Source organism: Pseudomonas sp. B21-031, from assembly GCF_024748985.1.
Taxonomy (GTDB): Bacteria; Pseudomonadota; Gammaproteobacteria; order Pseudomonadales; family Pseudomonadaceae; genus Aquipseudomonas; species Aquipseudomonas kermanshahensis.
Genome location: NZ_CP087181.1, coordinates 5,089,248 through 5,108,054, shown reverse-complemented (window position 1 = coordinate 5,108,054; position 18,807 = coordinate 5,089,248). Strand labels below are relative to the sequence as shown.

The window sequence follows — 18,807 nt, the reverse complement described above, 5'->3', positions numbered from 1 at the left end:
TGGTCATCCGGTAAAGGGCAGTGTCAGCAGGGTAGCCAAGGCCAGCAACAGTTGCAGGCCCAGGCACATGGCTTGGCGGCGCAGCAGGGCCAATGCGGCTTGGCTGCGAGCGGGCCAGTCGCGGCTATCCTTGGCGTGCGGTTTGAGGTTGAGGTCGAACAAGGCACGGTCCAGCGCTTGCGTGTCTGCAGGTAGGTCTTGGCTGGCGCCAAGGTGGGCGAACAGGTCGGCGTCCAGGGCCACGCGGATGGCCCAGTACTTGTGCAGCACGCCGAGCGCCAGCAGCAGCGCGCACAGCAGGCTGCCCAGTGGCGGCAGCGCTGCGCCCAGCAAGGGCGCCAGGCCAACGCCCAGGGCGAGCAGCGTGATGCCGTCCGACAGGCGCTCCAGCTGGCGGCCCCGGGCCAGTAGGCTGGCAGTCAGCTGCAGGTTCATCGCTGTGCGCCAAGTTGTTGCAGGGCCTGTCGATGGGCCGCGTGCAAGACCACGCCAGCGCGTGCGCTGCGTATCCGCTGTTCAGCGTGGTCGGCATCGGCGCAACGCCCCGTGAGTACCAGCCAGGCCGCCACGGCGCTGGCGCTGCGCGAATATCCCAGGGCGCAACAGACCAGCAGAGGGCCTTGCTGGCGCAACTGCTCGATGGCGTTTGCAGCTTCGTGCAACAGGTTGCTGTCGGGCACGATCAGGTCCAGTGTGGGAAGCGAGCGGTAGTTCTGAGCGGTGAGAGCGGCCCCAGTGCGGCACGGCAGCTCTGCGCAAAGGTCGACGATGGCAGCGAACTGCGCGCCCTCACCACGGCCAGGAATCCGCCCCAGGAATACCCCGTCACACACCTCATCCGCCTGCGGATGGCGCCGTGTCCAGACCCTGGAATTGATCCACGCCCCGATCAGATAGGGCAGCAGCAGCCAGGTCGCGGCGCTGGACAAGCGCCCACCGGCGCCCTTCTGAAAACCACCCGCGCCGAACAAGCCGTAGTTCAGTGCCACCCACAACAGCGCCACGGCTGGCCAAGACAGCCACAACCCGGCACCGCCCACCGCGTACGCCAGCCCCGCGCACAGCAAGGCCCCAACGCCATAACACAGCGCCAGCCGCTGGCATTTGCCATCGTGCGCAAGGCAGGCCTGCTGCCATGGCAGGCGACCTTGCCACGGCCATAGCCATAAGCAGACAAACCCTGCCAATGCGCCGGTGGGCACGTCGATGAAGTGATGCTGCCAGGTGGTCAGCACCGACACGCCGATCAACGCCATCCAGCCATGCATCACCCAGCGCCAGGGCTGGCGCTGCACGTGCCGGGCGAACATCGTCCAGATGATCACCAGCAACGCGATGTGCAGCGAAGGCGCCTGGTTGTAAGGCTTGTCGAAGCCCATCAGCACATCGAACAGCCAGCCGAACAGCCCAGCCATTTCTGGCCGTTCGAAGGTGAACCGCAGCGGCCAGAGCAGGAAGCAACTGACGCTGATCACCTGTGCCGTGAGCAGCGCCAGGGCATGCCGGTCCATCTCCTGGCGCGTGCGTGGCAGCAGGAAGGACAACCCGTACAGCAGGTCGATCGACCAGTAGGGGATGATCGTCCAGGGCCACAGCGGCATGCCGTGCTCCCAGCCGAACACCAGGCTGCCGACATCACTGCGGCTGGCGGTGTGGGTGTTCACCAGCCCATAGCTGAGGAAGAAGAACGGCCCCAGCAGCAACAGCCAGAACACGCCCCGCCGAATCAGCCCGGGCTCACGCGTTGGGTTCATTCACGCACCCGTTGCGCCAGGCTGACGCTGAAGATGCCCCATTCGTCGATGCGCTGGGCCAGTTTGCGGAAGCCCGCCGCCTCGACCAGTTGGTCCATCTCTGCTTGGCTGCGCCGGCGCATCACCCACGCCTCGCCGCCGCGATGGCTGGTCAGGGCACGGGCGATCATCTCCAGTTGAGGGTGCCAAGGTTGGCCTGTGTAGACCAGGTAACCGCCTGCTTCGACGGCATCGGCAAGGCCGGCCAGGGAATTGCTCACCAACGCGTTGCTGGGGAACAGTTCGTACAGGCCAGACACCACGGCCAGCGTAGGCCCAGGCTGCAGCGCCGCGAGGCTGGCGCGGTCGAAGGCATCGCCCTGGACGAAGCGGGCAATCTCGGCCAGGCCTTTTTCGGCGATCAATGCGCTGCCTTGTTGCACGTTCAGTTCGCTGTAGTCGCGCAGCAGGATGGAGTCCGGCCGTTGTTCGAGTTCCTCCAGGGCTTCGAGGATGTAACGGCCGTGGCCGGCGGCGATGTCGACGATATGCACCGGCCGCTGTTCGGCGCGCAGGCGAGCAATGGCCTCGCGCAGCAGCTCTTCGACGTGCAGTTTGCGTTGGCGAATGCCGCGCCAGCCGATGGCGTTGAGGTAGTTCTGGTCGACCATGCGGCCCAGCTTGCCTTTGCCCGTCGGTTGGTTGCGGTAGACGTAGTCGAGGGTGCTGCCAGAGTCGAAGCCGGTGTCAAACCCCAGCTTCACGCCCTCGGCCAGCCCTTTGCCTAGGCGCAGGCTGGCACGGGTGGCGCGCCAGTAGAGGTCGCGGGGCGAGTTGCGTGGCAAGGGCGCGGCCAGGCTTTCGGCTTCGGCGCAGCTGGCACCGACCTTGTCGGCATCAAGCAGCGAAGGCGCGGGTACAGGGTTGTCGAAGCAATGTGCGACGAAGCGCTCGATGCGCTTCAGCGCATGGGCGCGGTCGCGTTCACCGAGGGTGTCATGGAAAAAGCCCGGGAGGATGTGCATTTCTTTGCGTGCACTGCCCAGGCGCTCGAAAAAGCGCTCCTGCGGTTTGCGCTCGACCACAAGGTCCGCGCCAGAAACCAGCAATTGCGTCGGTACCTGAATAGCCTGGGCGTCAGCCACCACACGGTCGGCGGCTTCGTACAGGCCCAGCAACATGGTGACCGAAATCGGCCGGCTGATCAGCGGGTCGGCCACGTACGACATGACCCGCTCGGGGTCATGGGTAAGCAGGCGCGGCTTGACGTAACTGTTGACGAAGAAGTTGCCGCGCACGGCCTTGAGCAGCTTCAGGCCGGGCCGTGCGAAGGGCACATACAGCTTGACCTTGAACGCCGGCGAGGCCAGCACCAGGCAGCGTACCTTGGGCGCGTAGTCGTGGGCCCAGGTGGCGATCAGCACGGCGCCGACGCTTTGCGCCAGCACCACCATGTCGTGCTCGGCGATGCCGTGCACGGTCTGCAGATGCTCGATGAAGGTCTGCACGTCGCGCACGCTGGTGGCAAACCCTGGGCTGTCGCCGCGGGCGCCCGGCGATTGGCCGTGGCCGCGGGCATCCCAGGCGAAGAAATCGTAGCCCGGCATGTCCAGTTCGTCGGCCAGGTGGGCCATGCGCCCGCCGTGTTCGTGGCCACGGTGGAACATCACCACGGCGCGGCGTGGCTGGTGTTCATTGCGTGTCGCGGGCCAATGACGGTAGTGCAACTCGACACCGTCATGGGTAGAGAAATGCAGCGATTGCGCTTGGCGCATGGCGAGAATCCTTGTCCGGCGGCGATGGGCTCAGCGGGCTTCGACCAGCCCTTGGCGAACCCGGTTGTAGAGGGTATAGAGCGAGAGCGCGAAGATGACCAGCAAGAGGCCGTTGAGCCAGGTGGCGTTGAGCAGGCCGAATGCAACGCCGGTGCCCAGTACGCCAAAGGCGAATGCCCGGTCGCTCTTGCCCATCGGGCCGTCGTAGCGGCGCGAGGCGCCTGCCAGCGGGCCCATGACGCCGGCGTATTCGCTGAAGGTCGCACTCAGCACCACCAGCACCACCAGGCTGGGCCAGACGCCAGCCAGCAGGGCGAAAGGCAGGTACAGCGCGGCGTCGGCGATCACGTCGCACAGTTCGTTGAGGTAGGCGCCGAGCCTGGATTGCTGGTCGAATTCCCGCGCAAGCATGCCGTCCACGGCGTTGAGCGCCATGCGCAGCAACATCCACAGCGGGATCAGGATGAACAGCCAGGTGATGTGGCTGAACCCGGCCAGCAGCAGGCCCAGCAGGACCGAGACCAAGGCGGCGACGACGGTGACCTGGTTGGCGGTGACGCCACGGTCGTAGAGGCGCTTGACGCCGGGCCGGAGCAAGGCCTGGAAGCGGGGTTTGAGCTGGTAGATCGAGGGCACTTGGAACTCCTTTTCGTGGTGCAGCGTGATTGTGGGCAAAGAGCCCCAGTGGCCGCAAGCGGGTTGGTGAGAGATGGCTCACATCTGAACGGGGTGTAAGGGTGTTGTTCCGCCAACCAAGCGCTTGACCAACCCCGCCGCATACCCGGGCAACGCTGCAAAGTCCCGCGCGCACACCATCAATTGGCGGTTGGCCCAGTCCTCGCGAAGCGCCACCCAGTGCAGTGGCAACAGCCCTTGCCAGCGTTGCACCGAAGCCAAGGGCACAACGCCGACCCCAGCGCCCCCGCGACCATGCGCAGCACCCCATCGAAGCCATCGGCTCGCACCCGTACGCGCATCCGCAAGCCTTCACGCAGTGCCTGTTCCTCCAGGTACAAGGCCAATGCGCTGTCTGCTCCCAGCCCGACATGACCATGGGCCAGGCTGTCGATGAAGCTTGGCGCAGGGTGTGCCGCCAGCGGATGCGCAAGGGGGGTCACCAACACCAGTGGGTCATCGCGAAAGGGCAGGGTCTGCAAAAGCTCGCTGGGCGCCGCGGTCGAAATGATCCCCAGGTCGGCGATGCCTTGGGTGATCGACTGCACGATGCGCAAACTTGGCAGCTGTTGGACATCGACACTGACGCCAGGGTTCTGCGCCAGATAACTGGCCAGCAATTCGGGCAGGTACTCGGTCAGCGCCGCGGTGTTGCACAACAGCCGCACCTGGCCCTGCAGCCCTTGCGCGTACTGGCTCAGGTCGAACTGCAGGCGCTCTACTTGCTGCGCGATCAGGCGGGCATGCTGCAACAGCGCCTGCCCGGCAGGCGTCGGTTGTACGCCGCGCCGATTGCGCGCTAGCAATTGCGTGCCCAGGGACCCTTCCATCGCGCGGATGCGCGCACTGGCAGCCGGCAGCGACAGATGGCTGCGCCGGGCGCCAGCAGTGATGTTGCCGCATTCCAGGGTGTGCCGGAAAAGCGCGAGGTCGATCAGGTCGAAATGCATGTGCCTCTGTCCTGGCAATAGTCAGGCTGAGTATATGGCAGATTTTCAGCCAGCCTGACGCACGCCATCATGGCCCTATGAATACCTTGATCGCGTTCTATCAGCACATTGGCCCGGCACTGACGCTGCTGGTGGTTATCACCTTTCTGCTGGCCGGCACCGTCAAAGGTGTCATCGGCCTCGGCTTGCCGACCATCGCCATGGGCCTGCTGGGCCTGGCTATGCCGCCTGCGCAGGCTGCCGCCTTGCTGATCGTGCCGTCGACACTCACCAACCTCTGGCAGCTGGCTGCCGGTGGTCATCTGTGGGCGCTGCTGCGTCGCCTGGGACCGATGCTGGTGATGATCTTTGTCGGCACCCTGGTTGGCAGCGCATGGCTGGGCATCAACAGTGGCGCGTGGGCCGCGCATGCGCTGGGCGCCGCGTTGCTGGTGTATGCGGTGTATGGGCTGATGGGCCCAGGGTTGCGCGTGGCGCAAGCGCGGGAAGGGTGGCTGGGGCCGCTGTGCGGATTGGTGACGGGCGTGGTGACGGCAGCTACTGGAGTATTCGTGATGCCGGCAGTGCCGTACCTGCAAAGCCTTGGCCTGAACCGCGACGAGATGATCCAGGCCTTGGGCCTGTCGTTTACGGTCTCGACCCTGGCGCTGGCCCTGGGCCTGGTCGGGCAAGATGCCTTGGGCGGCCAGGCGCTGGGGGCTTCATTGCTGATGCTGGCGCCAGCACTGGTGGGCATGCTGGCGGGGCAGTGGTTGCGTCAGCGCATCAGCGCCGCGCTGTTCAGACGCTGCTTCTTCATTGGCCTGGCCGTGCTCGGCGGCCATCTGCTGATCAACGGTTAGCAGACGAGGTGCTGAGCATGTCGATCAACTGGATATCGAACTCGCGCTCCAGGTAGTCCATACGCTTTTCGAAGAACGCGACCATGTGCGGTAGGGCCGAGTGCACATCCAGTGCGGCTTTGTCCGCCCACACTTCGTAGAACACGAACAGGCTCGGGTCAGCCTTGTCGCGCAGCATGTGGTACTCGATGCAGCCCGGCTCCTGGCGGCTGGGTTCGACATAGGCGCGGAACAGGGTTTCGAAGGCTTCGGCCATTTCCGGGCGGGTCTTGGCTTTGAGGATAAAAGCGTACTGCTCGCTCATGGATCGCTACTCGCTGGTGAATGATGAACCGATTCTAAGGCAATAATTAGCTGGCCATTCGTGATTTGAAGGCAATTGTATTTTGACTCATGGCCGCTGTTTCCCCTGCCGTTGAGTCTCTAATCTGCCGGTCATCCAATTTGACTCGATCGAGGCAGCACGGCCTCGGATCGACATCGCCAAATCGAGGCCAGCATGAAAAACATCCTTCTGCTCAACGGTGGAAAACAGTTCGCTCACTCCGATGGCCGCCTTAACGCGACTCTGCACGAAGCGGCCCTCGCGCACCTGGACCGTGCCGGTTTCGACGTGCGGCAGACCTTCATTGATGGCGGCTACGATGTGCGGGAAGAGGTCGAGAAGTTTCTCTGGGCTGACGTGGTGATCTATCAGATGCCCGGTTGGTGGATGGGCGCACCGTGGACGGTGAAGAAGTACATCGATGACGTCTTTACCGAAGGCCATGGCAGCCTGTACGCCAACGACGGACGGACCCGTTCGGATGCCTCGCAGAAGTACGGCAGCGGTGGCCTGATCCAGGGCAAGCAGTACATGTTGTCGTTGACCTGGAACGCCCCGCAGCAGGCGTTTGACGACCCCAGCGATTTCTTCGAGGGCAAGGGTGTGGACGCCGTGTATTTCCCATTCCACAAGGCCAACCAGTTCCTTGGCATGACCGGCTTGCCGACCTTCCTGGCGGTGGATGTGATGAAGCGCCCGGATGTGCCAGCGGCGTTGGCAGCGTATGAAGCGCACCTGGACAAGGTGCTTGGCAAGGCTGTGTAAGTTGCCTGTGAAAGGGGCTGCTGCGCAGCCCAATCGCCGGCACGCCGGCTCCCACAGTGCGTTCGACGACAATCCGAACCCTGTGGGAGCTGGCTTGCCAGCGATTGGGCCGCGCAGCGGCTCCCCTTGCACAGACCCCACCGACCCGCTATGAATCACGGCACACTCCAGCCAAGGCCAAGCGCGTGAAAACCCGATCCGAAGAACTCCAGGTATTCGTCGCTGTGATCGACTGCGGTTCGATCTCTGCTGCTGCCGAGCAGGTGGGACAGACCCCGTCAGCCGTCAGCCGCACCTTGTCGCGCCTGGAGGCCAAGCTCGGCACCACCCTGGTCAACCGCACCACCCGGCGCATGGACCTGACCGAAGAAGGCCGCTTCTTTCTTGAGCGCTCGCGCCTGATCCTGGAACAGATGGACGCGATGGAAGAGCGTCTGTCGATGAACCACCAGACTGCCACCGGGCGCCTGCGCATCAACGCCGCCGCGCCGTTCATGCTGCACGCTATCCTGCCCTGGATCGGCGAGTTCCGCCGCCAGTACCCCGGCATCGAGCTGGAGCTCAACACCGACGACCTGATCATCGACCTGCTCGAACAGAGCACCGATGTGGCGATCCGTATTGGCGAGCTGGCCGACTCCAGCCTGCACGCCCGCAACCTGGGGTGCAGCCCGGTGCAGGTGCTGGCCAGCCCCGCCTACCTGGAGCGCCACGGCACCCCGCAGCGCGTCGAAGACCTGGCCAACCACTGTTTGCTCGGCTTCAGCCAGCCCGAGTCGCTCAACCACTGGCCCTTGCGCCATGCCCAGGGCGACCGCTGGGCGATCCGCCCCGCGCTGATCGCCTCCAGCGGCGAAACCCTGCGCCAGCTGGCGCTGGCCGGGGAGGGCATCGTCAGCCTGTCGCATTTCATGACCCACGAAGACATCCGCAGCGGCCGCCTGCAGGTGCTGCTGGGCGACGCCAACAACGGCTATCGCCAGCCGATCCATGCGGTGTACTACCGCAACACTCAGTTGGCGCTGCGCATCCAGTGCTTCCTCGATTTTATCCAGCGCAAGCTGGCGATGTACGCCTGCTGAGTTGCCTGAACGCGACACATCCTGCCCAAAGGCGGCGAAACTTCCTACGTTGGATTGCACAGTCGACACGCTTCGGCCTTACTGAGTGATCGACAAAAACAACACCAAGGAAGTGTCATGCGTATTGTCCTGCTCCCGACCATGGCCCTCGGAGCCGCGATCCTGAGCTGTTCCTCGGCCTATGCAGCCGCCCTGGAAGGTGGCGCGGTGGCTGCGCCCGATCAATATGGTGCACAGGTTGCCGCCGATATCCTGAAAAAAGGCGGCAATGCCGTGGACGCCGCCGTGGCCACGGCATTCACCCTGGCGGTGACCTACCCAGAAGCCGGCAACATCGGCGGCGGCGGCTTCATGACCCTGTTCGTCGACGGCAAGCCCTACTTCCTCGACTACCGCGAAGTGGCGCCCAAGGCTGCCAGCCGCAACATGTACCTGGACGACAAAGGCGAGGTGATCGAGAACCTCAGCCTGGTCGGTGTGCGGGCAGCAGGTGTACCCGGCACGGTGATGGGCCTGTGGGAGGCGCACCAGAAGTTCGGCAAGTTGCCCTGGAGCGAGCTGCTGACGCCGGCTATCGGCTATGCCAAAAACGGTTTCAAGATTGCTGAAAAACAGTACCAGTACCGCAACGATGCCCAAGGCCTGTTCAAGACGGCGACCAACTTCAACGACTACTTCGGCAACATGAAGGTCGGCGAACTGTTCAAGCAGCCAGAAATGGCCCAGACCCTCGAGCGCATTGCCGACAAGGGCGTAAGCGAGTTCTACCAGGGCAAGACCGCCGACCTGCTGGTGGCGCAGATGCAGGCCGACAAAGGCCTGATCACCAAGCAAGACCTCAAGGACTACAAGGCGGTCTGGCGTGAGCCGATGGCCTTGAGCTGGCGCGGTAACGTGGTCTACACCGCGCCGCCGCCAAGCTCTGGCGGCGTCGCCCTGGCCCAGTTGCTGGGCATCAAGGAAGACCGCGCGGCAGACTTCAAGGGCGTGGCGCACAACTCGGCGCAGTACATTCACCTGCTTGCCGAGATCGAGAAACGCGTGTTTGCCGACCGTGCCGACTACCTCGGCGACCCGGCCTTCACCAAGGTGCCGGTCGATCAGTTGATTGCCAAGGATTACCTGGCCAAGCGCGCCGCGCAGGTAAACCCCAAGGCCATTTCGGTCACCGATGACGTCAAGCCAGGGCTGGAGCCGCACCAGACCACGCACTTCTCCATCGTCGACAAACAGGGCAACGCGGTCAGCAACACCTACACCCTCAACCTCGACTACGGCAGTGGCGTGGTGGTCAAGGGCGCCGGCTTCCTGCTCAACGACGAGATGGACGACTTCAGCGCCAAGCCGGGTGCGGCCAACGCCTTTGGCGTGGTCGGCGGGGATGCCAACGCCATCGAGCCGGGCAAGCGCATGCTGTCATCCATGAGCCCGAGCCTGATGACCCGCGATGGCAAGGTCGAGCTGGTGATCGGCACACCAGGTGGCTCGCGCATCTTCACCTCGATCTTCCAGGTGATGAACAACCTGTACGACTACGACATGCCGCTGGAAAAGGCGGTAGCAGCGCAGCGTGTGCACCATCAGTTGCTGCCTAAAGACACTATCTACTTCGACAGCTATGCGCCGCTGACCGGGGCGGTGGCGGAAGACTTGAAGAAAATGGGGTATGTGCTGGAGGACCAGGGCTGGGAGATGGGCGATATCCAGGCGATCCGGGTGAACGGGGACAAGCTGGAAACGGCGTCCGATCCACGTGGGCGTGGGGTGGGGATGATCGTCAAGTAACGATCGCACCTGTGTAGGAGCAGCCTTGTGCTGCGAAGAGGCCAGTGGCAGCCCAGTAAATCTGCGGTGCTGCCACTGGCCTCCTCGCAGCACAAGGCTGCTCCTACCTGGGTTTGGCGCACGGAGTGTGCGCCCGCCGTGGTTGAATCAAACGCGGAACTGGCTCACCAGCATCTGCAACTGCCCGCCCAACCGCGCCAGCTCAACGCTGGACGCCGCTGTCTCGTTATTGGCCGCTGCCGTCTGCTCGGACACATCTCGCACATTCAGAATGCTCCGGCTGATTTCTTCGGCCACCGCGCTCTGCTCTTCCGCCGCCGCCGCAATCTGCTGGTTCATCGACTGAATGCTCGACACCGTGCCGGTGATGCTTTCCAGCGAGGCGCCGGCCTTGCGCGCCAGTTCGACACTGCTGTCGGTCAGGGTCCGGCTACCCTGCATGGCTGTCGCCACTTGCTGGGTGCCGTGCTGCAGGCTGGCAATCAGCTCTTCGATCTCTTCGGTGGACTTCTGCGTGCGCTGGGCCAACCCACGCACCTCGTCAGCGACCACGGCAAAGCCACGGCCCGCCTCACCGGCACGGGCCGCTTCGATCGCGGCGTTGAGTGCCAGCAGGTTGGTCTGGTCGGCTACCGACTTGATCACGTCCATCACGCTGCCGATTTTCTGGCTTTCTTGTTGCAGCAGGTTCATGGCCTCGGTGGAGCGGTGCATTTCTTCGGCCAGGCGTTCGATTTGGCTGATCGCCTCACCGACCACCTGATCACCCGCGCGGGCTTCATCGTCGGCACCGGTGGCGGCATGCGAGGCCTGCTCGGCGTTGCGCGCCACTTCCTGAACCGTGGCCGCCATTTCGTGCATTGCAGTGGCGACTTGGTCGGTCTCGACTTTCTGGCTGTTGGCCCCTGCGCTGGTTTGCTCGGTGACCGCCGACAGCTCTTCGGCAGCGCTGGCGATCTGGGTGACGCCGTCGCGGATGCCGCTGATCAGCTCGCGCAGGGTGGTGCCCATGCGGGCGATGCCCTGTTGCAATACGCCCAATTCATCACGGCGGGTGACGCGCAGGTCGTGGGTCAGGTCGCCGCCCGCGATGCGCTCTACCGCTTGCAAGGTTTCCTGCAGGGGGCGAGTGATCTGCCGGGTAATGAGCACCGCGGCCAGTACGCCGACCAGCAACGCCAGCAAGGTCGCGATGGCCTGCAGGCTACGGGCCTGCGCACTCTCGATGTCGCGGCGCTCCAGCTGGATTTTGTACAGCGCGTCGCTGGTCTTGACGATGTCGGCGCCCTGGACAGTCATTTCAGCGCGCGCGCTGGTAATGCTGGCCAGCGCATCACGGAACTGGCGCACGGCGTCACGGTAGGCCAGCACCGATTGTTCGAACTGCTGCAGACGCGCGTCAGCGGCTGGCAGCCGGCGCTTGAGGTTGTCGGCCTCGGCCAGCGCCGCTTCGAGCTGGCGCAGGGCGGCCTGTTCATTGGTCGCGCTGTTATCGGCCATGTAGCCGCGCACGTCGATGCGTACCTGCAGCAGTTGCTGGCGGGCCTTGCTGATCAGCTGATATTGAGCCAGGCGCACGCTATCGGTTTCGGGGCGTGCCATGACTTCCTGGCTAAGGGCGTCCATGGCCTGGTCGGCCTTGGCGCCCGACGCATTCATGGCATCACGCGCGGCCCTTGTGGCGTTGTAGCCCGTGCGCATGGTGGCCAGCGAGACCTTGTACTGGCTGATGGTCTGCCCCAGTTCGTGCAGCAGCTTGACGTTGTCCGGGCTCTTGAACGTGCTGACCAGGCGTTGTTGCTGGTTACTGAAGGCATCGAGCTTGTTCAGCGTGTTGGCCGCCGCCGCATCATCGCCGTTGGCAATCATGTACTGCAGACGCGCGATGCGCAGGTCAGTCAGGTCCTTGTTGAGCTGGCTGATATCGCTCATCCAGTTGCTGCGGTCGATCAGGCTGCCCAGGCTGGTCCAGCCGGTCAGGGCCAGCAGGCCGGTGAGGATCAGCACCAGGCCGAAGCCCAGGCCGAGTTTGAGGTTGACGCTGATGTTGGCAAACCAGCTGTTCATGCACGCACTCCAGAAGTTGTTTTCGCTCTCTTGATCGTCGATCGCAAGGCGTTGTTGTTCTGGATGCCCGCTGATTCGTGCAGGGGTTATCGGCAATGATCAGGGAAGCTGAAACGCTTTTTCAGCAGATTTGTAACTTGTCGTTGAAGTGAAGCTGGGGCCGCCAGGCAGCCCCAGGGCGTGTCAGAGGTTACGGGCGCTGAAGGTATCGCAGCTGTTCACTTCGCCTTCGGCAAACCCCGCCTTGAACCAGCGCACACGCTGCGCCGAGGTGCCGTGGGTGAAGGAGTCGGGCACCACGCGCCCCTGGCCTTTCTGCTGCAGGCGGTCATCACCGATGGCATTGGCCGCGTTCAGCGCTTCCTCGACGTCACCCGGCTCCAGCCAGTTCAGGCGTTTCTGCGCTTGGTACGCCCACACCCCTGCCAGGCAGTCGGCCTGCAGCTCCTGGCGCACCAGCAAGCCGTTGTCGCCTTCCATGCGCTGGCCATTGCGGCGGGCGGCATCGACCTTGGCCGACACGCCGAGCAGGGTCTGCACGTGGTGGCCGATCTCATGGGCGATGACATAGGCCTGGGCAAAGTCACCCGCGGCGGCGAAACGGGTTTCCATCTCGCGGAAGAACGACATGTCCAGGTACACCCGCTGGTCGGCCGGGCAATAGAACGGGCCGACGGCCGCCGAAGCGAAGCCGCAGGCCGAGTTGACCTGGCCGCTGAACAGCACCAGTTTAGGGTCGCGGTACTGCTTGCCCGCCTGGGAGAACAGCGCTTTCCAGGTGTCTTCCGTGTCACCCAGCACCGAGGCGACGAAGTCGGCCTGCTGGTCATTGGCCGGCGGCGCCTTGCCGCCTGCGCCACTGGGCGCCTGTTGCTGCTGGGTCATCTGCCCGGTGAGTTGGCCGAGTATCTGCAGCGGGTCTTGCCCGGTCAGCCAGCCAATGCCCACGATCAGCAGGATGGCCCCCAGCCCGAGGCCCTTGCCGCCGCCGAAGCGCATGCCGCCACCACCGCCACCTTCGCCTCGGGCATCGACCACGTTGTCGCTGCGTCGGCCTTTTCGCCATTCCATGAATGCTCTCCGGAGCGTGAAACAAGAAGACAAAGATTAGTTCACCAACGGGGAGGGTGTCAGACAAAGGTGTTAACCCATAACCATATGGTTATGTATATGAGGGCTGATTTCAGTATTCATCCCGCGCGGCTTATCCGAAACTGTAAGTCCGCCTGCCCTGCAAGGCGTCCAGATAATTCCAAGAGAGGAAAACGGCATGCCCGCCCAGGACACCAGCCGCTTCGTGATCCGTGATCGCAACTGGCACCCCAAAGCCCTGACCCCCGACTACAAGACCTCCATTGCCCGCTCGCCGCGCCAGGCATTGGTCAGCATCCCGCAGTCGATCAGCGAAACCACCGGCCCGGACTTCACCCACTTGGGTTTCGGCGCCCACGACCATGACCTGCTGCTGAACTTCAACAACGGTGGCCTGCCGATTGGTGAGCGCATCATCGTTGCCGGTCGCGTGGTCGACCAGTACGGCAAGCCCGTGCCCAATACCCTGGTGGAAATGTGGCAGGCCAACGCTGGCGGCCGCTACCGCCACAAGAACGACCGCTACCTGGCACCGCTGGACCCTAACTTCGGTGGCGTCGGCCGTTGCCTGACCGACCGCGACGGCTACTACAGCTTCCGCACCATCAAGCCGGGCCCATACCCATGGCGCAACGGCCCGAACGACTGGCGCCCGGCGCACATCCACTTCGGCATCAGCGGCCCATCGATTGCGACCAAGCTGATCACCCAGCTGTACTTCGAGGGTGACCCGCTGATCCCGATGTGCCCGATCGTCAAGTCGATCGCCAACCCAGAAGCCGTGCAGCAGTTGATCGCCAAGCTCGACATGAGCAACGCCAACCCGATGGACTGCCTGGCGTACCGCTTTGACATCGTGCTGCGCGGCCAGCGCAAGACCCACTTCGAAAACTGCTGAGGACCCCGCCATGCCAATCGAACTGCTGCCGGAAACCCCTTCGCAGACTGCCGGCCCCTACGTGCATATCGGCCTGGCCCTGGAAGCGGCCGGCAACCCGACCCGCGACCAGGAAATCTGGAACCGCCTGGCCAAGCCAGAGGCGCCGGGTGAACACATCCTGTTGATCGGCCAGGTCTATGACGGTAACGGGCACCTGGTGCGCGATTCGTTCCTGGAGCTGTGGCAGGCCGATGCCGCCGGCCAGTACCAGGATGCATACAACCTGGAAAACGCCTTCAACAGCTTCGGCCGTACCGCCACCACCTTCGATGCTGGTGAGTGGACCGTGCAAACGGTGAAGCCGGGTGTGGTGAAGAACGCGGCCGGCGTGCCGATGGCGCCGCACATCAACATCAGCCTGTTTGCCCGTGGCATCAACATCCACCTGCACACGCGCCTGTATTTTGATGATGAAGCCGAGGCCAACGCCAAGTGCCCGGTGCTGAACCTGATCGAGCAGCCGCAGCGCCGTGAGACGTTGATTGCCAAGCGTTGCGAAGTGGATGGGAAAACGGCGTACCGTTTCGATATCCGTATTCAGGGGGAAGGGGAGACGGTGTTCTTCGACTTCTGAGTTCTGATAGAAACGGGGGCCGCTTTGCGACCCTTCGCGGCACAAGGCCGCTCCTAGAAGGACCGCGTGATCCCTGTAGGAGCGGCCTTGTGCCGCGAAGGGCTGCAAAGCAGCCCCAATGTCTACCAATCAACGCCGAACCAGCAAAACCCCACTTTCCATGTGATGGGTATACGGGAACTGGTCAAACAACGCACAACGCTCGATGCGGTGTGTGTCCTGCAACTGCTCGATGTTCGCCGCCAGCGTCTCCGGATTGCACGAGATGTACAGAATCCGCTCGAACCGCCGGGTCAGCTCGCAGGTATCCGGGTCCATCCCCGCACGCGGCGGGTCAACGAACACGGTACCGAACGCATAACTTTTCAGGTCGATCCCTTCCAGCCGACGGAACGGGCGCACGTCATTCAGCGCCTGGGTCAGCTCTTCAGCCGACAGCCGCACCAAGCGCACGTTATCCACACCGTTCTCATCAAGGTTGCTCAGCGCAGCATTGACCGAGGTCTTGCTGATCTCGGTGGCCAGCACCTGGCGCGCCCGGGTGGCCAGTGGCAGGGTGAAGTTGCCGTTGCCGCAATACAGCTCCAGCAGGTCATCCTCGCGCTCGCCCATGGCGTCGAACGCCCAGCTCAGCATCTTCTGGTTCACCGCGCCGTTAGGCTGGGTGAATGCGCCTTCCGGCTGGCGATAGCTGAACACACGGCCCGCCACGTCCAGTTGCTCTACCGCGTAATCACGGCCAATCACCAGGCGCTTGCCTTTGGAGCGGCCGATCAGGCTTACCCCCAGTTCGTCGGCCAGCTGCCGCGCGGCCACTTCCCAGGCCTCGTCCAGCGGGCGGTGGTAGCACATCGTGACCATCGCATCGCCGGCCAGGGTGGTGAGGAACTCCACCTGGAACAGGCGATTGCTCAGTGCCTCGCTGGCCTGCCAGGCCGCCTTCAGGCGCGGCATCAAGTCATTGATGCGCTCGCTGGCGATGGGGAAGTCTTCGATCAGGATTGCCTTGTGCTTCTCGCCCGGGGCGAACATCGCGTAGTGGCGCTGGCCGTCCTCGCGCCACAGGCGGAACTCGGCGCGCAGGCGATAGTGCTCGCGCGGCGAATCGAAAACAGCCGGTTCCGGCGCGCCGAACGGCGCCAGCAGCTCGCGCAGCCGGGCAACCTTGGCGTCCAGCTGGGTGGCGTAGGAGGAGGGGTCGAAAGCAGCACTCATGCGTTGAACCAGCCCAGCTTGATGACGAACAGGATGGAAAGGATTACCAGGGCCGGGTTCAGGTCGCGGTGGCGACCGGAGATCAGCTTGACGGCGGTCCAGGAAATGAAGCCGAAGGCGATGCCGTTCGCGATCGAGTAGGTCAGCGGCATGGCCAGGGCGGTCACCACCACAGGTGCGGCTTCGGTGACGTCGTCCCAGTTTATTTCCGCCAGGCCCGAGGCCATCAGCACAGCGACGAACAGCAGCGCTGGCGCCGTGGCGAAGGCCGGTACGCTACCGGCCAGCGGTGCGAAGAACAGCGCCAGCAGGAACAGTACGGCGACCACGATGGCAGTCAGGCCGGTGCGCCCGCCCGCGCTCACGCCGGCAGCCGATTCGATGTAGCTGGTGGTGGTCGAGGTGCCTAGCAGCGAGCCGGCCATGGCGGCGGTGCTGTCGGCGATCAGGGCGCGGCCCATCTTCGGCATGTGGCCGTCCTTGCCCATCAGGCCGGCGCGTTTGGCCACGCCGATCAGGGTGCCGGAGTTGTCGAACAGGTCGACGAACAGGAAGGCGAAGATGACGCTGACCAGGCCCACATCCAAGGCACCGGCGATGTCCAGCTGGAGGAAGGTCGGTGCCAGCGATGGCGGCATGGACACGACGCCGGCGAACGGCGTCACGCCCATTGCGATCGCGGCGATGGTCACGGCCAGAATGCCGATCAGCACCGCGCCGCGAACCTTCAGCGATTCGAGGCCGACGATCAGGAAGAAGCCCAGGGTGGCGAGGATCGGCGCTGGCTGCTTGAGGTCGCCAAGGCCAACCAGGGTGGCCGGGTTATCGACGACGATGCCTGCGTTATGCAGGGCGATCAGCGCCAGGAACAGACCGATACCGGCGGCAATGGCCGAGCGCAGCGGCAGCGGGATGCTGTTCACGATCCATTCACGGATGCGGAAGATCGACAGCAGGAAGAACATCACCGCCGACAGGAACACCGCGCCCAGCGCGACCTGCCAGGTGTGGCCCATGTGCAGGACCACGGTGTAGGTGAAGAAGGCGTTCAGGCCCATGCCCGGCGCCAGGGCGATCGGGTAGTTGGCGATCAGGCCCATGGTCGTCGAGCCGATGGCCGCGGCCAGGCAGGTGGCGACGAAGATCGCACCTTTGTCCATGCCGGTCTCGCCGAGGATGCTCGGGTTGACGAACAGGATGTAGGCCATGGCCAGGAAGGTGGTGACGCCCGCAAGAATCTCGGTGCGCACATTGGTGTTGTGTGCTTTTAGTTGAAACAGCCTTTCCAGCATGCCCGCTCCCCAAGGCGCCCCCGGCGCCGTGATTTGTATCGACCCCATCAGCAAAGCACAGACCGTACCGGTTGCCGTGGTTTTATCTGGGGCGGAAAAAAGCCGCGCATCATACCAGCATGCATGGCGGGGGCCTATGGCCATTGGGGAATGGGATTTTGCAAACCCACGCCACCCTCAACGCCTGTGCTGAAAACCGTGTAGGAGCAGCCTTGTGCTGCGAAGAGGCCGGTCTGACAGACGATGCTTTATGGCAGTTAGGGCCTCTTCGCAGCACAAGGCTGCTCCTACAAGGCTCCGCGCAGGGCCTGAGGCCGGTGATCAGCCGCTGTGCAACCGATCGCGTTTGGCCAGCGTTGGGAACAGTTTTATCCACACCCCGGTCACCACCAGCGTGCCCACGCCACCGAGCACCACCGCTGGTACTGTGCCAAACCAGTGCGCCGTGACCCCCGATTCGAACTCGCCGAGCTGGTTCGAGGCACCGATGAACAAGCCGTTGACGGCGCTCACCCGGCCGCGCATTTCATCCGGCGTCTCCAACTGCACGAACGAACTGCGAATGACCATGCTGATCATGTCCGCCGCACCCAGCACCACCAGCACCGCCAGTGAGAACCAGAACGACGTCGACAGGCCAAACGCGATGGTCGCCACGCCAAATACGCCCACCGCTGTGAACATGGTGCGCCCGACCTTGCGCTCGAACGGGAAGCGCGCCAGCCACAGCGACATCAGCAACGCGCCCACTGCCGGTGCAGAGCGCAGCAGGCCCAGGCCCCAGGGGCCGGTGAGCAGGATGTCCTTGGCGAACACCGGCAACAGCGCGGTGGCGCCGCCCAGCAGCACGGCGAACAGGTCGAGCGAAATGGCCCCGAGGATGTCTGGCCGGCTGCGGATAAAGCGGATGCCGGCCAGCAGCGACTCCAGGCTGGCACGGCCGCGTTGGGCCACTTGCTGGCGTGCGTCCAGGCTCAAGGTCAGCACGCAGGCGATGGCGTACAGCCCTACGGTTGGCCCATACACCCAGATGCTGCCAAAGGCATACAGCAAGCCGCCCACCGCCGGGGCGACGATGGTGGCGGCCTGGGTCGCCGAGGCCGAGGCCGCCACGGCCCGGGGGAACAACCCCGGCGGCACGACGTTGGGCAGCAGGGCTTGGGTGGCCGGCATCTCGAACGAACGCGTCGCGCCCAGCAGGAAGGCCAGGGCGAAAATCAGCTCGCGGCTGACGTTGTCGGTGGCGCTGCCCACCGCCAGGGCCAGGGCAATCAACCCCTGCAGGCTCTGGCACAGGGCGGCGACCTTGCGCCGGTCATAGCGGTCGGCAACATGCCCGGTGTGCAGCATGAACAGCACGCGCGGGGCGAATTCGACCAGACCGACCAGGCCCAGGTCGAGCACATTGCCGGTGAGCTGGTAGAGGTGCCAACCGATGGCCACGGTGAGCATCTGGAAGCCGCTGGCGGTAAACACACGGGCCAGCCAGAAGGCGATGAAGGGGCGATGATGACGCAACAACTGCGGTGCGGAATCGGACATCGGAAACCTGTGGCCTCGGCGCAGTAGAGGGGGCGGCAGATTATCATCTGTTTGTAACAAGCAGTTACTGTTTGCCGTAATCGGCACTTTTTCACGGTTTATGAAAGAGGGTGGGGCAACGGGTCACGCGGCAATCAACCACACGGCCCGCCT

Annotated in this window: 16 protein-coding genes and 2 pseudogenes; 6 read left to right on the top strand and 12 right to left on the bottom strand. The window is 64.0% G+C overall.

Features of this window, described 5'->3' with window-relative positions; genetic code table 11:
- Window positions 1-3 precede the first annotated feature (3 nt).
- The 5 genes and pseudogenes from LOY53_RS22835 to LOY53_RS22815 form a co-directional block, all read right to left on the bottom strand.
- The gene (locus tag LOY53_RS22835) at window positions 4-435 is read right to left on the bottom strand and encodes a hypothetical protein (protein ID WP_252825874.1); all 432 of its coding nucleotides are present in this window, start codon (window positions 433-435) and stop codon (window positions 4-6) included.
- Window positions 432-1,754 (bottom strand): phosphatase PAP2/dual specificity phosphatase family protein, encoded by a 1,323-nt coding sequence (locus LOY53_RS22830; protein ID WP_258703313.1) that lies wholly within the window; start codon window positions 1,752-1,754, stop codon window positions 432-434. The genes LOY53_RS22835 and LOY53_RS22830 overlap by 4 nt, the downstream gene beginning before the upstream one ends.
- Window positions 1,751-3,508, bottom strand: coding sequence for a bifunctional alpha/beta hydrolase/class I SAM-dependent methyltransferase (locus tag LOY53_RS22825; RefSeq protein ID WP_258703312.1), 1,758 nt, complete (start codon window positions 3,506-3,508; stop codon window positions 1,751-1,753). Before LOY53_RS22825 ends, LOY53_RS22830 begins: the two co-directional genes overlap by 4 nt.
- A gap of 30 nt (window positions 3,509-3,538) precedes the next feature.
- Window positions 3,539-4,144, bottom strand: a complete 606-nt coding sequence (locus tag LOY53_RS22820; RefSeq protein WP_252825871.1) for a CDP-alcohol phosphatidyltransferase family protein — start codon at window positions 4,142-4,144, stop codon at window positions 3,539-3,541.
- 78 nt (window positions 4,145-4,222) lie between these two features.
- Window positions 4,223-5,133 (bottom strand): annotated as a pseudogene (locus LOY53_RS22815) (LysR substrate-binding domain-containing protein).
- A gap of 77 nt (window positions 5,134-5,210) precedes the next feature.
- Here LOY53_RS22815 and LOY53_RS22810 point away from each other — a divergent pair.
- Window positions 5,211-5,975 (top strand): sulfite exporter TauE/SafE family protein, encoded by a 765-nt coding sequence (locus LOY53_RS22810; protein WP_252825869.1) that lies wholly within the window; start codon window positions 5,211-5,213, stop codon window positions 5,973-5,975.
- On the opposite strand, the gene LOY53_RS22805 is transcribed toward LOY53_RS22810, so the two are convergent.
- Window positions 5,965-6,279: a putative quinol monooxygenase gene (locus LOY53_RS22805; protein WP_252825867.1), complete on the bottom strand. Its 315-nt coding sequence runs from the start codon at window positions 6,277-6,279 to the stop codon at window positions 5,965-5,967. The genes LOY53_RS22810 and LOY53_RS22805 overlap by 11 nt on opposite strands.
- A gap of 195 nt (window positions 6,280-6,474) precedes the next feature.
- Here LOY53_RS22805 and LOY53_RS22800 point away from each other — a divergent pair, with 195 nt between their 5' ends.
- The 3 genes from LOY53_RS22800 to ggt all read left to right on the top strand — a co-directional run bounded on the left by LOY53_RS22800 (window position 6,475) and on the right by ggt (window position 9,932).
- Entirely contained in the window at window positions 6,475-7,065 is a 591-nt protein-coding gene (locus tag LOY53_RS22800; protein ID WP_252825865.1) for an NAD(P)H-dependent oxidoreductase, read from the top strand.
- Window positions 7,066-7,250: 185 nt separating this feature from the next.
- The gene (locus LOY53_RS22795; RefSeq protein WP_027595444.1) at window positions 7,251-8,147 is read left to right on the top strand and encodes a LysR family transcriptional regulator; all 897 of its coding nucleotides are present in this window, start codon (window positions 7,251-7,253) and stop codon (window positions 8,145-8,147) included.
- Between the two features lie 117 nt (window positions 8,148-8,264).
- Entirely contained in the window at window positions 8,265-9,932 is a 1,668-nt protein-coding gene (ggt, locus tag LOY53_RS22790; RefSeq protein ID WP_258703311.1) for a gamma-glutamyltransferase, read from the top strand.
- Window positions 9,933-10,079: 147 nt separating this feature from the next.
- Here ggt and LOY53_RS26960 read toward each other — a convergent pair whose 3' ends face one another.
- The 3 genes and pseudogenes from LOY53_RS26960 to LOY53_RS22780 form a co-directional block, all read right to left on the bottom strand.
- Window positions 10,080-10,943 carry a methyl-accepting chemotaxis protein gene (locus tag LOY53_RS26960; protein ID WP_371098230.1) on the bottom strand — a complete coding sequence of 288 codons (864 nt, stop codon included), beginning with the start codon at window positions 10,941-10,943 and terminating at the stop codon, window positions 10,080-10,082.
- Window positions 10,935-11,864 (bottom strand): annotated as a pseudogene (locus LOY53_RS26955) (methyl-accepting chemotaxis protein); the annotation flags it as partial. The gene LOY53_RS26960 and the pseudogene LOY53_RS26955, both read right to left, overlap by 9 nt.
- A 318-nt stretch (window positions 11,865-12,182) precedes the next feature.
- Window positions 12,183-13,070 (bottom strand): neutral zinc metallopeptidase, encoded by an 888-nt coding sequence (locus LOY53_RS22780; RefSeq protein ID WP_027595441.1) that lies wholly within the window; start codon window positions 13,068-13,070, stop codon window positions 12,183-12,185.
- Window positions 13,071-13,269: 199 nt separating this feature from the next.
- Between LOY53_RS22780 and pcaH the strand changes: the two genes are divergently transcribed.
- Together pcaH and pcaG are read left to right on the top strand one after the other, a co-directional pair.
- A complete protein-coding gene (pcaH, locus tag LOY53_RS22775) occupies window positions 13,270-13,989 on the top strand; it encodes a protocatechuate 3,4-dioxygenase subunit beta (protein ID WP_027595440.1) in 720 nt (239 codons plus the stop codon).
- 10 nt (window positions 13,990-13,999) lie between these two features.
- A complete protein-coding gene (gene pcaG / locus LOY53_RS22770; RefSeq protein WP_099430440.1) occupies window positions 14,000-14,605 on the top strand; it encodes a protocatechuate 3,4-dioxygenase subunit alpha in 606 nt (201 codons plus the stop codon).
- A 129-nt stretch (window positions 14,606-14,734) separates the two neighbouring features.
- Here the strand turns inward: pcaG and trmA are convergent, their stop codons facing one another.
- The 3 genes from trmA to LOY53_RS22755 all read right to left on the bottom strand — a co-directional run bounded on the left by trmA (window position 14,735) and on the right by LOY53_RS22755 (window position 18,654).
- Entirely contained in the window at window positions 14,735-15,820 is a 1,086-nt protein-coding gene (gene trmA / locus LOY53_RS22765) for a tRNA (uridine(54)-C5)-methyltransferase TrmA (protein WP_258703310.1), read from the bottom strand.
- Window positions 15,817-17,112, bottom strand: coding sequence for an NCS2 family permease (locus LOY53_RS22760; protein ID WP_085273929.1), 1,296 nt, complete (start codon window positions 17,110-17,112; stop codon window positions 15,817-15,819). Before LOY53_RS22760 ends, trmA begins: the two co-directional genes overlap by 4 nt.
- A 321-nt stretch (window positions 17,113-17,433) precedes the next feature.
- Entirely contained in the window at window positions 17,434-18,654 is a 1,221-nt protein-coding gene (locus LOY53_RS22755) for an MFS transporter (protein ID WP_027595436.1), read from the bottom strand.
- Window positions 18,655-18,807: the final 153 nt, after the last annotated feature.

Coding starts and splice junctions, on each gene's coding strand:
- LOY53_RS22835 (WP_252825874.1), bottom strand. CDS start 435: ATGAACCTGCAGCTGACTGCCAGCCTACTGGCCCGGGGCCGCCAGCTG.
- LOY53_RS22830 (WP_258703313.1), bottom strand. CDS start 1,754: ATGAACCCAACGCGTGAGCCCGGGCTGATTCGGCGGGGCGTGTTCTGG.
- LOY53_RS22825 (WP_258703312.1), bottom strand. CDS start 3,508: ATGCGCCAAGCGCAATCGCTGCATTTCTCTACCCATGACGGTGTCGAG.
- LOY53_RS22810 (WP_252825869.1), top strand. CDS start 5,211: ATGAATACCTTGATCGCGTTCTATCAGCACATTGGCCCGGCACTGACG.
- LOY53_RS22805 (WP_252825867.1), bottom strand. CDS start 6,279: ATGAGCGAGCAGTACGCTTTTATCCTCAAAGCCAAGACCCGCCCGGAA.
- LOY53_RS22800 (WP_252825865.1), top strand. CDS start 6,475: ATGAAAAACATCCTTCTGCTCAACGGTGGAAAACAGTTCGCTCACTCC.
- ggt (WP_258703311.1), top strand. CDS start 8,265: ATGCGTATTGTCCTGCTCCCGACCATGGCCCTCGGAGCCGCGATCCTG.
- LOY53_RS26960 (WP_371098230.1), bottom strand. CDS start 10,943: ATGGGCACCACCCTGCGCGAGCTGATCAGCGGCATCCGCGACGGCGTC.
- LOY53_RS22780 (WP_027595441.1), bottom strand. CDS start 13,070: ATGGAATGGCGAAAAGGCCGACGCAGCGACAACGTGGTCGATGCCCGA.
- pcaH (WP_027595440.1), top strand. CDS start 13,270: ATGCCCGCCCAGGACACCAGCCGCTTCGTGATCCGTGATCGCAACTGG.
- pcaG (WP_099430440.1), top strand. CDS start 14,000: ATGCCAATCGAACTGCTGCCGGAAACCCCTTCGCAGACTGCCGGCCCC.
- trmA (WP_258703310.1), bottom strand. CDS start 15,820: ATGAGTGCTGCTTTCGACCCCTCCTCCTACGCCACCCAGCTGGACGCC.
- LOY53_RS22760 (WP_085273929.1), bottom strand. CDS start 17,112: ATGCTGGAAAGGCTGTTTCAACTAAAAGCACACAACACCAATGTGCGC.
- LOY53_RS22755 (WP_027595436.1), bottom strand. CDS start 18,654: ATGTCCGATTCCGCACCGCAGTTGTTGCGTCATCATCGCCCCTTCATC.